The sequence below is a fragment of the Salegentibacter salegens genome (assembly GCF_900142975.1).
GTDB classification, from domain to species: domain Bacteria; phylum Bacteroidota; class Bacteroidia; order Flavobacteriales; family Flavobacteriaceae; genus Salegentibacter; species Salegentibacter salegens.
Window position 1 is genome coordinate 302,220 of record NZ_LT670848.1, and the last position, 14,021, is coordinate 316,240.

A 14,021-nucleotide genomic window follows, 5' to 3' on the forward strand; every position below is an offset into this window, starting at 1 on the left:
CTTTCCCTTCCAATAATTTTTATATGAAGCCATTAAAAGTCACCTCAAATTTTGAGGTTTATGATTCTGTTGAAGAACTTCCGCAGGCCATTCAGAATTTAATGAAAACAGCCGTAGAAGCCCGGGATAAAGCCTACGCGCCTTATTCGCAATTTAAGGTTGGTGCTGCTTTATCACTAAATAATAATGAAGTTGTTACCGGAAGTAACCAGGAAAACGCTTCTTATCCATCGGGATTATGTGCAGAACGTACCGCAATTTACTACGCGGGTGCCGCTTTTCCGGAAGCTCAAATTCAAAATATTGCAATTTCAGCCAAATCTATGAAGCATACGGTAGAAGCTCCTGTTCCGCCGTGCGGGGCGTGTAGGCAGGCGTTGGTAGAATATGAGGTGAAACAGGAAACTGATATTGCTGTCTATTTTATGGGCGAGACTGGCAAAGTGATGAAGGCAAATTCTATAAAAGATTTATTACCTTTAATCTTTGAGAATTCGGTCTTATAACGTTTTCGTTATTTTTGCTTAAAAACTGTTTTCCATTCTTATTGAAAATAGTATTTTTGTTATCCGCTTGGCAAACCCATCTGTCTGGCCTAAAATTAATAAGTTAAATGAAGAAAGTAACAAAAGCCACGTATTTAAAGTGGTACGAGGATATGCTGTTTTGGCGTAAATTTGAAGATAAACTTGCGCAAGTTTACATTCAGCAGAAAGTAAGAGGTTTTTTGCATTTGTATAATGGGCAGGAAGCTATCCTGGCTGGTGCCCTTCATGTGATGGACCTAGAAAAAGATAAAATGATTACCGCTTATCGTAACCACGTGCAGCCAATTGGTTTGGGAGTAGATCCTAAACGAGTAATGGCAGAGCTTTATGGAAAAGCTACAGGAACTTCTCAAGGTCTTGGTGGTTCTATGCACATTTTCTCTAAAGAACACGGCTTTTACGGAGGTCACGGTATTGTAGGAGGACAAATTCCACTTGGAGCCGGACTTGCATTTGCAGATAAATACTTTAAGCGCGAAGCGGTAACACTTACCTTTTTAGGAGATGGTGCTGCAAGACAGGGGTCTCTTCACGAAACTTTAAATATGGCTGTGAAATGGAATTTGCCGGTTGTATTTTGTGTTGAAAATAACGGTTATGCGATGGGAACATCTGTAGCCAGAACTTCTAAGGGAACAGATATCTGGAAACTTGGTAATGGATACGAAATGCCTTGCGGTCCTGTAGATGCTATGGATCCTACCAAAGTTGCAGAAGCTTTAGACGAAGCGATTAAAAGAGCAAGAAAAGGTGACGGTCCTACATTTTTAGAAATGAAAACTTACCGTTATAGAGGTCACTCAATGAGTGATGCTCAGAAATATAGAACAAAAGATGAAGTTGCAGAATATCAGGAATTAGATCCAATTACTAAGGTATTGAAGATAATAAAGGATAAGAAGTATGCTTCTGAAGATGAAATAAAAGAGATCAACAAACGCGTTAAGGATAAAGTATCTGAATGTGAGAAATTTGCTGAAGAGTCAGATTTCCCTGAAAAGAACGTGATGTACGATGTTGTTTACGAACAGGAAGATTATCCGTTTTTAGCACATAAACCTCAGTAAATTATGGCAGAAGTAATTAATATGCCGCGTTTGAGCGACACCATGGAAGAAGGTGTTGTTGCGAAGTGGCTAAAGCAAAAAGGTGATAAAGTTGAAGAAGGAGATATCCTTGCCGAGATAGAAACCGATAAAGCTACGATGGAGTTTGAATCTTTCTATGATGGAACGCTACTGCATATTGGTATTGAAGAAGGGGAAACCGCCCCTGTAGATACTTTGCTTGCTATTATTGGTGAGGAAGGCGAAGATATTTCTGATTTACTGAAGGGTGACGGAGATTCTAAGAAAGATAAAAAAGAAGATAAGTCAGATTCTGAAGATGAAGATGAAGGTGAAGACGAAGCTGAAAGTGATGACGATAGCGATGATGGTGGAATTCCTGAAGGCGTAGAAATTATCACTATGCCCCGTCTTAGCGACACCATGGAAGAAGGTACTGTCGCTTCCTGGTTAAAAAAAGAAGGCGATAAAGTTGAAGAAGGAGATATTCTAGCCGAAATCGAAACCGATAAGGCAACGATGGAATTCGAATCTTTCTACGAAGGCACTTTGCTTAAAATTGGTCTTCAAGAAGGCGAAACGGCTAAAGTAGATAGTCTTTTAGCGATTATTGGCCCAGAAGGAACAGATGTATCTAATGTTTCAGTAGACGGAAAGTCTAAAAAGAAATCTTCAGAAAAATCAGAGAAAAAAGAAGAGAAATCTGAAGAAAAAGAAGAAAACAAATCTTCAGAAAAGAAAACTTCAGATTCTGCTAAAGACGGTGGGAGAATTTTTGCTTCTCCGTTAGCTAAGAAAATGGCAGAAGATAAAGGTATAGATCTTTCAGATGTTCAAGGTAGCGGTGGCAATGGCCGTATCGTTAAAAAGGATATTGAAGATTATAAACCTTCAGAAAAACCTGCTCAAGCTAAAGAAAGTAAGGGAGACGCTGCTGCTGCACCACAACCTTATGTGCCGGCAGGAGAAGAAAGCTTTGAGGAGATTAAAAACTCTCAAATGCGTAAAACCATAGCGAAGAGACTTGGAGAATCTAAGTTTAACGCGCCACATTACTACCTAACCATAGAGGTGGATATGGGTAATGCAATGGCTTCACGTAAGCAGATCAACGAAATGCCAGATGTGAAGGTTTCTTTTAACGATATGGTGATTAAAGCAAGTGCAATGGCTCTTCGTAAGCATCCACAGGTAAATAGCCAATGGACAGGGGAATCTATGAAAATTGCTAAACACATTCATATGGGTGTGGCTGTAGCGGTAGAAGAAGGTCTTGTTGTTCCTGTTTTAAAATTTGCCGATCAAATGTCTATGACCCAAATTGGGAATAATGTAAAAGACGTTGCCGGTAAAGCGAGAAACAAGAAATTGCAACCAAATGAGATGGAGGGAAGTACTTTTACAGTTTCTAACCTGGGTATGTTTGGTATTGTTGAGTTTACAAGTATTATAAACCAACCTAATTCCGCAATTCTCTCTGTAGGAACTATTGTTGAAAAACCAGTGGTGAAAAACGGACAAATCGTAGTAGGAAATACAATGAAGTTGACTCTTGCCTGCGATCACAGAACAGTAGACGGTGCAACCGGTGCTGCTTTCTTAAAAACGCTTAAAACCTATATGGAAAACCCGGTAACTATGTTAGCATAACCCAGGTTTATAAAATTACTAATTATTAAAATCCCGCAAAGCTGCGGGATTTTTTTATCTTTAACGGTATGAGAAAAATCACCTTAAGTTTTACATTATTTGTAGCTTTCCTGCTTATTGTTTCCTGCGGAAATTCACAAGCGGTTCAATCTTCACAAGAAGCAAAAACCAGTTTAAATGCCAGTGTTCAGCAAGCTGAAGTTGAAGAATTACTGAATTATTTGTCTTCAAATGAACTAAAAGGAAGACAAACCGGTACAGAAGGAATTGAACTGGCTGCGCAAAAAATTGAAAGTATTTTTCAAAAAAATGACATCCAAAAATACTTTGATTCATATCGGCATAATTTCGAAACTAATGGCGTAAAAGGATTTAACGTGGTTGGAGTTTTGGAAGGCAACGATCCCAGGCTTAAGGATGAGTTCATTATTCTTGGAGCTCATTACGATCATATAGGAATCCAGAAACCCGTAGAAGGAGATTCAATTGCGAATGGTGCTAACGATAATGCTGCAGGTACGGTTGCAGTAGTAGAGTTGGCTAAGATGCTTGCCGAAATGGATAATAATAAACGAAGCATTATGTTCGTATTATTTTCTGCGGAAGAAATGGGACTGGTAGGAGCAAAGCGAATTGCGCAAAGACTTAAAGAAGATAGACTAGATTTATACGCTTTATTTAATTTTGAAATGATTGGCGTGCCAATGAACGATAAAGAGTATATAGGTTATCTCACCGGTTACGAAAACTCGAATTTCGCTGAAAAATTCAATGAATATTCAGGGGAAAAAGTACTTGGCTTTTTACCGCAGGCCAAAGAATATAACCTATTTAAACGAAGCGATAATTATCCGTTTTTTGAGGAATTCAATGTGCCGGCGCAAACAATTTCAACATTCGATTTTACTAATTACGATTACTATCATCACGTAGCTGACGAAGCCGAAAAACTTGATGTAGCGCATATGACCAATGTGATAGAAAGTGTGATTCCGGGAATATTGAAAATGGCCAATACACCTGAAAAGGAAATAAAACTGAACCAACATGATGCTGGACGCTAAAGTGCTTAAAATTGTAGAAAATTAGAGAAAAGTGTGAAACTGGAAACCAGGACTTAAATTATGAAGGAGATGAAACATATTGTTATAACAGGAACCAGCCGCGGAATGGGTTACGAAATGGTGAAGCTCTTTGCTGAAAATGGGCATAAAGTATTGGCGCTTTCCCGAAATGATAAACCGGTTTCTGAATTAAATTTAGAAAATGTAACCACTTTTTCCTGTGATATTTCAAAAGCTGAAGACCTTGAAAAAGTTTCAGCATTTGTAGAAGCAAAATGGGAGAAAGTAGATATTTTGATCAATAATGCCGGGGCACTTATTAATAAGGATTTTGAAGAAATTTCAGCAGAAGAATTTCAGAAAATATATAGCACCAATGTTTTTGGGGTAATTGGTTTAACTCAAAAATTATTACCCTTTATGAAAAGAGACTCTCACGTCGTAAATATTAGTACTATGGGCGGCGTACAGGGCAGTGTTAAATTTCCGGGACTTTCGGCTTATAGTTCCAGTAAAGCTGCGGTAATTACGTTAACCGAACTATTGGCAGAAGAATATAAAGAAAAAGGACCTTCATTTAATGTGTTGGCTCTGGGCGCTGTACAAACCGAAATGCTGGAAGAAGCATTTCCAGGACTGGAAGTTCCGCTTTCGGCTAAAGAAATGGCTGAATATATTGCAAATTTCAGCCTTACAGGCCATAAATTTTATAATGGGAAATTGCTCCAGGTATCTAACAGTACGCCTTAGCCAATGAGAGAAATCCTTGAAAGATATATTCCTGAACGAGCGGTTCCTCCGGTTTTTGAAATGATTAAAACCAATAATGTTCATTTAAAAATTGTAAACGAGCGTAAAACTAGGCACGGAGATTATCGCAGAATGCCAAACGGGGCCCAACAAATTACGGTTAATGCCAATCTAAATAAATATCGGTTTTTGATCACTTTGGTTCATGAAATTGCTCATTTACTGGCTTTTGAGAAGTTTGGCAGGCAAATAAAACCGCACGGGTACGAATGGAAATTTACTTTCAGAGAACTGATGTTGCCATTTATAAGACCAGAGATTTTTCCATCAGGATTGCTTCCGGTAATTGCGCAACATTTTAGAAATCCCAAAGCCAGTAGCGATACTGATGCAAAATTATCTGTTGCACTTAAAAGTTTTGATCCGGAGAACGATAAAAATTATATTTTTGAAATTCCATTTGGAGGAATTTTCAGAATCTATAATGGGAAAACGTTTAAAAAAGGGGAAAGAAGAATAAAACGCTACGAATGTCTGGAAGTAGACACAGGTAAAATTTATTTGTTTCAGCCCAATGCAGAAGTGGAGTTGCTAAAAAATTAATTCCTTTTTTATGAAAAACACAAATCACTACGCAATTTTAATGGCCGGGGGAATTGGTTCCCGTTTCTGGCCTGTAAGCACCTCCAGTTATCCTAAACAATTTCAGGATATTTTAGGTGCCGGTTCAACGCTTATTCAAACTACTTTTCATCGTTTAGCGAAACTTATGCCTATAGAGAATATTATTATTCTCACGCACAAAGAATATAAAGATGTTGTAAAGGAACAATTACCCCAGGTTAAGGATGAACAAATTGTACTGGAGCCGGAAATGAGAAATACCGCTCCAAGTATTTTACTGGGCGCTTTAAAGATTAAAAAGAAAAATAAAGATGCCTTAATTCTTGTGGCGCCAAGCGATCATTGGATTCAGGGTGATATTGAATTCCAGAATAATATAGAAGAAGCTTTTGAGATCGTTGCTAAAGAAGATAAATTAATTACCCTGGGAATTGAACCTACTTTTCCCAATACCGGTTATGGATATATAAAGTATAAAGATGAAGAAGGGAAAGGAGCCAAACCGGTTTTAAAATTTACTGAAAAACCTACCTTTAAAAAGGCCGAAACCTTTCTTGAAGAAGGAAATTATGTTTGGAACGCCGGTATTTTTATTTGGAGTGCTACTTTTATTCTGGAAAGCTTTAAAAAATATCAGCCAGAAACTTTCCGGCTTTTTGAAGCAGGGAATGATGCTTACAATACTGAAGATGAGCAGGATTTTTTAGATACAAATTATCATAAAGCGCAGAATGTTTCTATAGATTACGCTATTATGGAAAAATCTGACAGCGTTTTTGTTATTCCTGCAAAATTTAAATGGAACGATTTAGGAACCTGGAAATCTCTGGAAGATGAATTGCCACAAGATGAGTATAATAATACTATCGTGAACGGCCGCCTTCTACCTTTTGAGGCCGCCGGTAATATTATTAAAACTCAAAATAAAAAAGCTGTAGTTTTAGAAGGCCTAAATGATTTTGTGGTGGTAGAAAATGATGCGGTTTTATTGATCTTCCCCAAAGAAAAAATACAGGAGATTAAAAGAATTCGTGAAAAGGCTATAGAGAAATTTGGAGATGATTTAGGTTAGAATATATGGAGAATAATCAGGAACCTGAAAATAATCAACCTCTTGCTTCACAAGAAAAATCGGAAGATTTGGGGGAAAGCGCTAAGGGGATTTGGCAAAATATAAAATCGCTTGTAAAGGAACTCCTGGAAATTCGTCACGATACCGATAGGGAATCTACGGTTGAAGCGGTAAAAAAGGATATTTCATTTAAAGGGCACAATGCCTGGATTCTAATATTTTCCATTTTTGTGGCATCTGTAGGGCTGAATGTTAGTAGTACAGCAGTTGTTATAGGAGCGATGCTTATTTCTCCTCTAATGGGTCCTATTGTGGGCGTGGGAATGTCTGTAGCCATAAACGATGTGCTTACCCTTAGAAAGTCGTTCATCAACCTTGGGTTAATGGTAGGTTTAAGTGTGCTTACGGCCTATATTTATTTTCTTGTTTCTCCCGTAAAAACCGAAACACCTGAACTAATTGCCAGAACCTATCCTACAATTTTGGATGTTTTAGTAGCTATATTTGGTGGTTTGGCGCTTATTGTAGCGAAAACTAAAAAAGGAACTATAGCCAGTGTAATTCTTGGTGTTGCGATTGCAACAGCACTTATGCCACCACTCTGCACCGTAGGTTTTGGATTGGCAATAGGGAACTGGTCTTATGCCGGTGGTGCTTTATACCTTTTCTCAATTAACGCGGTATTTATTGCGCTTTCTACTTTTGTTGTGACCAAAGTCCTCGGGTTTCCACTTGTAAAATATGTAAATAGTAAAAAACGCAGAAGAACGGCTCAAATAGCTTCTACTATCGCTGTAATTGTAATGATTCCCAGTGTTATTTTGTTCGTATTTTTACTTCAGGAACAATTATTTGAATCTAAAGCTAAAGACTTTATATCTAATGTGATGCGATATGAAGGCACTGAAACTATAAAATCTTCTTACGATTATAACGAGAAAAGCATTGAAGTTTATTTAATTGGAAACCGAGTGCCGCAGGCTACAATTTCTACCTGGCAAAAGCAATTAGATGATTTTGAAGCTTTGAAGGAGACTGAATTAATTATTCACCAGGGAGCAGATCCCACGGGAGATATAGACCAGCTTTCAACCCAGGTAAGAAGCGGTATTCTGGAAGATTTATATATGAAAAACCAGGAGCTTATTGAAGATAAAGATGAAAAAATCGCTCTCTTAGAGAATGAAATTTCTAAATATCGTGGTGATGGATTTTCATTTAGTGATTTAAGCCAGGAAGCGAAGATAAATTATGATGGAATAGATGAATTAGGATATTCTAATCTTATTACCACTAATTTTTCTAAAACTGATACCATTCCCACATTTACAGTTGGCTGGAAAGAAGGCCTAAATAACCGCCAGATCACAGAACAAAAACAACGCTTTGAAAAGTGGTTGAAAGTGCGTTTAAAATTGGATACGCTTCAGGTGAAATCGGTTAATTAAAGACCTTGCCGTTGTGCGTCCCTCACTTTTTGGAACAAATTAGAAGAATAAACAAAATCAACTACCGTTTCATCATCGGTCTTGAAAATTTCTGATTTATCTCCTTTCCAGGCTAAAACACCATCTTTAAGGAAAGCGATTTTTTCGCCAATTTCTAAAACCGAATTCATATCGTGGGTAATAATTATGGTAGTAATATCATATTCATGGGTAATTTCCTGGATAAGGTTATCTATTACCGTGGCAGTCTTAGGATCAAGACCAGAGTTTGGTTCATCACAAAATAGATATTTAGGCCGGTTCACAATAGCACGGGCAATAGAAACCCTTTTTTGCATACCACCACTAATTTCTGAAGGTAGTTTTTTCTCAGAGCCTTCCAAATTTACTCGTTTTAAAACTTCTTTTACTCGTTCCAGGTTTTCCTTTTTCTTTTTTCTGTGAGTAAACATTCTTAGAGGAAACATAACGTTCTCTTCCACCGTCATAGAATCAAAAAGGGCACCTCCTTGAAAAATCATTCCTATTTGCTTACTTAGATCTTTTTTTTCATCTTCAGTAAATTCAGAATAAGGTTTGCCGTCATATTTAATAACCCCTTTTTCGGGAGTTAATAATCCAAGCATGCATTTTAGAAGTACACTTTTACCAGAACCAGAGCCCCCAATAATAAGGTTTGTTTTACTTTTATCAAAGGTATAATTAATACCTTTTAAGATTTCCTCTCCACCAAATCCCTTATGTAAATTCTCTATTTCTATCATTAACTTAGTAATAATTGGGTTACTGCGTAATTTGTAATAATAATAACCACACTGGTCCATACAAAAGATGTGGTACTGGCTTCTCCAACTTCTAACGCACCACCTTTCATATAATAACCATGATAAGCGGGAACTGTTGCCAAAATAAAGGCAAATAAAAATGTTTTTATAAACGCATAGACAAGATGAAAGGGAATAAAATCTTCCTGAAGTCCCTGTACAAACTGATCTGGTGGCACAAAACCTCCCATAACAGCAGCAGCGTAAGCTCCAAAAACACCCAAAAACATTGCAATGGCGATTACAAAAGGATAAAATAACATCGCGACAATCTTAGGGAAAATAAGGTAATTCAAAGAATTGATACCCATTACTTCCAGTGCATCAATTTGTTCGGTTACATTCATAGAGCCTATACTGGAGGTTATATACGAGCCTACTTTACCTGCCATAATTATAGAAATAAAAGTAGGGGCAAACTCCAGGATTATAGACTGCCTGGCCGCGTAGGCAATAAGCGTTTTGGGGATTAAGGGATTATTTAGATTTAAAGCTGTTTGTAAAGCCACTACAGCTCCAATAAAAAAGGATAGAAAAGCCACAATTCCCATGGAGCCAATAATCAGGTCATCTAATTCTTTAAGGATTAAACCCCTTAAAACCGAACCTTTTGTCATTCGGTGAAAAGTTCCTTTCAGCATTAAAAAATATTCCCCAATGGAGTGTAGATAGTTCATTAAGCAATTTTTGTAAAGCTAAAATACTAAAAAATTACTCCAAAGTATTTAACGTAGAATTAATCTTTAGCCTCATAAGTTTAGTATTTTTGGGCTACTTCTATAAAACAAAATATAATGAGGCGATTTACATTTTTATTATTGGCCGGTTTGTTGGCATTTCAAGGTTTTTCTCAAGAGAAAGTAGAAGAAAAACCTAAACTGGTAGTGGGAATTGTAGTAGATCAAATGCGCTATGATTACCTCACCCGGTTTTGGGAACGATTTGGAGAAGACGGATTTAAAAAATTAATTAATGAAGGCTATAACTTTAAAAATAACCATTTTAATTATGTGCCTACTTATACCGGCCCAGGTCACGCCTCGGTTTATACCGGGACGAGCCCAATGAATCATGGGATTATAGGAAACGGTTGGTACGATAAGTTTATTCACGAATCGGTTTACTGCGCAGGAGATGATTCTGTAGAATCGGTTGGTACTGAAGATGATGCGGGAAAAATGTCTCCTCACAGGATGAAAACAACTACGGTTAGTGATGAGAATAGGCTACATACCCAAATGCGAGGAAAAACCATTGGTGTTTCTATTAAAGATCGTGGATCTATTCTTCCCGCCGGGCATACTGCAAATGCAGCTTACTGGTTTCACGGCGGTGACGAGGGGAAATGGATTACCAGTTCATTTTATATGGAAGAATTGCCAAAATGGGTTAAAGACTTTAATGCCTCAGATAAAGTGGAAGCCTATTTAAAACCCTGGAATACTTTATATGATATAGAAAGCTACAAGGAAAGCGGAAGCGATAAAAACAATTTTGAAGGTGGTTTTAGAGGAAAAAAGGATGCTACATTCCCGTATGATCTCGCTAAATTGAGTGAAGAAAATGGTGGGTTTGATATCATTGAAAATTCAGCTTATGGAAATGATATTACCCTGGAGTTTGCTTTGGCAGCAATTGAAGCCGAGGAATTGGGACAGGATGTTGATACCGATTTCCTTGCGCTAAGTTTTTCAAGTCCCGATAAGATAGGTCATAATTTTGGAGTTAATTCTAAAGAGATTCAAGATACTTATCTTAGGCTTGATAAAAATATAGCACAACTTTTAGAAGAATTAAACGAGAAAGTTGGAGAAGGTAATTATACAATTTTTTTAACGGCAGATCACGGTGGAGTAGATGTTCCTTCTTATCTTGAATCGGTAAATATCCCGGCTGGATATTTTGAGTCTGATGAGTTTACAGACGAGCTTAAAGAATTTGCTTCAAAGGAGTTTGATGAAGATGAACTTATAGAAAGTGTTTATAACAGCCAGGTTTTCTTTAATTATGAAGTGATGGAAGAAGCCGGAATCAGCTCCTCAGAGTTACAATCTAAATTGGCACATTACATTCTTCAATTAGATCAAATAGATAAAGTATATACCAGGGATCAGCTTAGCAGCGGTAGTTTTGTAACCGGTGCAGGTGTAGCTATTCAAAATGGATTTAATCAAAAGAGGAGTGGAGATTTGGTTTATGTTTTAGATCCCGCAACCATTGTGTATTCCAAAACAGGTTCTACTCACGGTAGCGGATTGATGTATGATACCCATGCTCCTTTAATTTTCTACGGAAACGGAGTGAAAAAAGGTAGCACAAACCAAAGATCAGAAATAGTAGATATCGCACCAACGGTTTCAGCACTTTTAGGAATCTCATTTCCTAACGGAACTACCGGAAAACCATTATATATGATGCTGGATGCTGAAGAAACTGAGGTTTCAGAATAATTTCTCCTGCATTTTTTTCCAACGTAAATTTTTTATAAAACGGCCTTCATCTTTATTTACAAGATAAGGTCGTTTTTTATTTTTAGCATATAGAAAACCGGTTATACAGTTTAGGAAAAAGCTGAAATCTTTCTTTTTAAAGGCAAGCTTAGCTGAAGCTATTAGCGTAATCACAAAGCCATACCTCAAGCTGTAAAAAGCTTCTCCCTGCTTATATTTTGAAGCTTTATTGTAATTCTTCCCGGTAGGTTTAAGATGTTTTACCCTTAGGTTTTTATCGGTCTTTATTTCCCAGCCGTGATATTGGGCAAGTAGCTCGTCTACGGTGTCCCAGCCCATAGCCGGTTTAAGGCCATCAATATCTTTAAAACAGGCTTTACGGTAAGCTTTTAACGCACCGCGAATATGATCTTTCCCGGTTAGATTTTCCAATACCCATTCATCATTTTTCTGAATTTCACAAAAGCCACCAACCATTCCGGTTTTAAGATTTTGATCAAAATGAAAACTAATTTTCTCTAAATAATTCTGCGGAAAAATTAGATCGGCATCAAACTTACAAATGATGTCGAAATCATCGTCAAATGTTTTTAGGCCAATATTAAAAGCATTTACAACTTTGCTGCCGGGCAAATGCTTCCCTTCTGAAACATTTTTTATCAGTGAGATTTCAGGATGTTTTTCAGCAAATTTTGAGACAATTTTTGGAGTATTATCTGTAGAGCCATCATCTACCACCACTATTTTATCAGCCGGTTGGCTTTGGCCGATCAAAGATTGCAGGGTTTGGCCAATAAAATTAGCTTCGTTGTAAGCGGGGATAATGATATAGATCTTCAAATGGCGAAATTTAAAGGTTTTGCAAAGATTAATTTCGCTTAAATCCGCTCTGCATAAACCGCGTAATATCTGGGAGTGAAATATCTTAAAACAGGTCTAATCCCCACTTTGTTCACCGGATTAGTCCATTTTTTTCTGCTAATAATTTTCCATCCTGCTTTTTCTAAAAGCCAATCGAATTGCCAGTCTTCAAACTCGTGGTAATGCCGGTCGCGCATATCTGTTTTGCTACGATAAGCACTGGAAAACCACAATTTAAGCGGTACAGTAGCTACTAATTTATCGGCTTTAATATTTGATAAGACGTTATAGGGAGAAACCAGGTGCTCAAAAATTTCGAATGCGGTTACCACATTATAAGCAGTACTTTCTACGGCTGTAGTGTTTATGTCCAGGTCTTCCCCTTCAGTATTTTGCACCCTGTAATTATGTTTTTCCATAATTTCTGAAAAAGGATTTTTTACGCCTAAATCAAGAATTTTTTCAGGGGCTGGTACATTAGCTTCCAAAAACGCTAAAGTTTCTTTATATCGTTTGTTAGGAAAACTATTTTCGTACATCTAGTATTGGTAAACTATGGCATTCACATTCATTCCCGCACCAACGCTTGCGAACATAATTACATCACCTTTTTCAAGTTGTTGATCTGCGATTTTATTACGTACTACCAGATCGTAGAGAGTAGGAACCGTAGCTACGCTACTATTTCCTAATTCCTTGATGGTCATTGGCATTACATTATCTGGGATTTCCTGTTTCTGAAGTTTGAAAAAACGTTTAATAATGGCTTCATCCATCTTTTCGTTAGCCTGATGAATAAAAATTTTCTTAAGGTCATTTATGCTTTTACCGCTATTGTCTAAGCAAGTTTTCATTGCGGCAGGAACGTTCATTAAGGCGAACTCGTAAATCTTGCGACCGTTCATTTTTATATACCTTAAATCTTCTGGAGCTTCAGATTTATTCGATTTCCCGAAGTAAATATAATTGGCTTCATTATAGGCATAAGTACCTGTTTCGTGAGCTAGAATTCCTCCTTCTTCTTCGGTTTCTTCTATGATTACGGCTCCCGCACCATCAGAAAAAATCATGGAATCACGGTCGTGTTTATCTACCACTCGAGATAAAGCTTCAGCACCAATTACCAAACATTTTTTTGCCATTCCGGCTTTCATGAATGCTTGTGCCTGGATGAGGCCTTCAATCCAGCCAGGACATCCAAAAAGCACATCATAACCCACACATTTTGGATTTTTGATGCGTAAATGATATTTAACTCTAGTAGCTATACTTGGTACGGTGTCACTCTGTATACTCTCGTGTTTAACATCGCCATAATTGTGGGCAACAATTATATAATCTAAAGTCTCAGGATCTGTTCCCGCAGCTTCCAAAGCTTTCTGAGCAGCAATTACGGCCATATCTGAAGTATTTAAATTTCCCTCCAAATAGCGTCGTTCTTCAATTCCCGTTATAGCTTTAAACTTAGCAATTGTTGTCTTGTTATCCTGCGGAAAACCTGTTCCATCAAGATTGTAAAATTCATGATTGTCAAAGTCAGCATTTGCGGTTATAACTTTGGGGATATAACTACCTGTGCCGGTAATTTTAATATTCATCTGACTTTTAAATTAAGATTAAACTCCGAATGTACTAATTACAAATATAGTGAGCTTTAAACAAA

14 protein-coding genes are annotated in these 14,021 nt (G+C 37.3%); 9 read left to right on the plus strand and 5 right to left on the minus strand.

Annotation, left to right across the window (positions count from 1 at the left end):
• Positions 1 to 23 precede the first annotated feature (23 nt).
• The 8 genes from cdd (at position 24) to B5488_RS01300 (ending at position 8,223) form a co-directional block, all read left to right on the plus strand.
• Entirely contained in the window at positions 24 to 506 is a 483-nt protein-coding gene (gene cdd / locus B5488_RS01265) for a cytidine deaminase (RefSeq protein ID WP_079733622.1), read from the plus strand.
• Between the two features lie 107 nt (positions 507 to 613).
• Positions 614 to 1,615: a pyruvate dehydrogenase (acetyl-transferring) E1 component subunit alpha gene (gene pdhA, locus B5488_RS01270; protein WP_079733623.1), complete on the plus strand. Its 1,002-nt coding sequence runs from the start codon at positions 614 to 616 to the stop codon at positions 1,613 to 1,615.
• A gap of 3 nt (positions 1,616 to 1,618) precedes the next feature.
• Positions 1,619 to 3,265 (plus strand): pyruvate dehydrogenase complex dihydrolipoamide acetyltransferase, encoded by a 1,647-nt coding sequence (locus B5488_RS01275; protein ID WP_079733624.1) that lies wholly within the window; start codon positions 1,619 to 1,621, stop codon positions 3,263 to 3,265.
• A gap of 68 nt (positions 3,266 to 3,333) precedes the next feature.
• The gene (locus B5488_RS01280) at positions 3,334 to 4,329 is read left to right on the plus strand and encodes a M20/M25/M40 family metallo-hydrolase (protein ID WP_079733625.1); all 996 of its coding nucleotides are present in this window, start codon (positions 3,334 to 3,336) and stop codon (positions 4,327 to 4,329) included.
• A 69-nt stretch (positions 4,330 to 4,398) separates the two neighbouring features.
• On the plus strand, positions 4,399 to 5,079 hold the full coding sequence (locus tag B5488_RS01285; RefSeq protein ID WP_079733626.1) for an SDR family NAD(P)-dependent oxidoreductase: 681 nt from the start codon (positions 4,399 to 4,401) through the stop codon (positions 5,077 to 5,079).
• Positions 5,080 to 5,082: 3 nt separating this feature from the next.
• Positions 5,083 to 5,682: a SprT-like domain-containing protein gene (locus B5488_RS01290; protein WP_079733627.1), complete on the plus strand. Its 600-nt coding sequence runs from the start codon at positions 5,083 to 5,085 to the stop codon at positions 5,680 to 5,682.
• 10 nt (positions 5,683 to 5,692) lie between these two features.
• The gene (locus tag B5488_RS01295) at positions 5,693 to 6,775 is read left to right on the plus strand and encodes a mannose-1-phosphate guanylyltransferase (RefSeq protein ID WP_079733628.1); all 1,083 of its coding nucleotides are present in this window, start codon (positions 5,693 to 5,695) and stop codon (positions 6,773 to 6,775) included.
• A 5-nt stretch (positions 6,776 to 6,780) separates the two neighbouring features.
• On the plus strand, positions 6,781 to 8,223 hold the full coding sequence (locus B5488_RS01300; protein WP_079733629.1) for a DUF389 domain-containing protein: 1,443 nt from the start codon (positions 6,781 to 6,783) through the stop codon (positions 8,221 to 8,223).
• Here B5488_RS01300 and B5488_RS01305 read toward each other — a convergent pair.
• Entirely contained in the window at positions 8,220 to 8,987 is a 768-nt protein-coding gene (locus B5488_RS01305; protein ID WP_079733630.1) for an ABC transporter ATP-binding protein, read from the minus strand. The two genes, B5488_RS01300 and B5488_RS01305, sit on opposite strands and share 4 nt — an antisense overlap.
• Positions 8,987 to 9,724: an MlaE family ABC transporter permease gene (locus B5488_RS01310; protein WP_079733631.1), complete on the minus strand. Its 738-nt coding sequence runs from the start codon at positions 9,722 to 9,724 to the stop codon at positions 8,987 to 8,989. The genes B5488_RS01305 and B5488_RS01310 overlap by 1 nt, the downstream gene beginning before the upstream one ends.
• Before the next feature lie 117 nt (positions 9,725 to 9,841).
• Here B5488_RS01310 and pafA point away from each other — a divergent pair, with 117 nt between their 5' ends.
• Positions 9,842 to 11,497, plus strand: coding sequence for an alkaline phosphatase PafA (gene pafA, locus B5488_RS01315; RefSeq protein ID WP_079733633.1), 1,656 nt, complete (start codon positions 9,842 to 9,844; stop codon positions 11,495 to 11,497).
• Here pafA and B5488_RS01320 read toward each other — a convergent pair.
• The 3 genes from B5488_RS01320 to B5488_RS01330 are packed head-to-tail and all read right to left on the minus strand — an operon-like array spanning position 11,489 to position 13,956.
• The gene (locus tag B5488_RS01320) at positions 11,489 to 12,337 is read right to left on the minus strand and encodes a glycosyltransferase (protein WP_079733634.1); all 849 of its coding nucleotides are present in this window, start codon (positions 12,335 to 12,337) and stop codon (positions 11,489 to 11,491) included. The two genes, pafA and B5488_RS01320, sit on opposite strands and share 9 nt — an antisense overlap.
• A gap of 38 nt (positions 12,338 to 12,375) precedes the next feature.
• On the minus strand, positions 12,376 to 12,897 hold the full coding sequence (locus tag B5488_RS01325; RefSeq protein WP_079733635.1) for a methyltransferase domain-containing protein: 522 nt from the start codon (positions 12,895 to 12,897) through the stop codon (positions 12,376 to 12,378).
• A complete protein-coding gene (locus B5488_RS01330; protein ID WP_079733636.1) occupies positions 12,898 to 13,956 on the minus strand; it encodes a 3-oxoacyl-ACP synthase III family protein in 1,059 nt (352 codons plus the stop codon).
• Between the last annotated feature and the right edge of the window lie 65 nt (positions 13,957 to 14,021).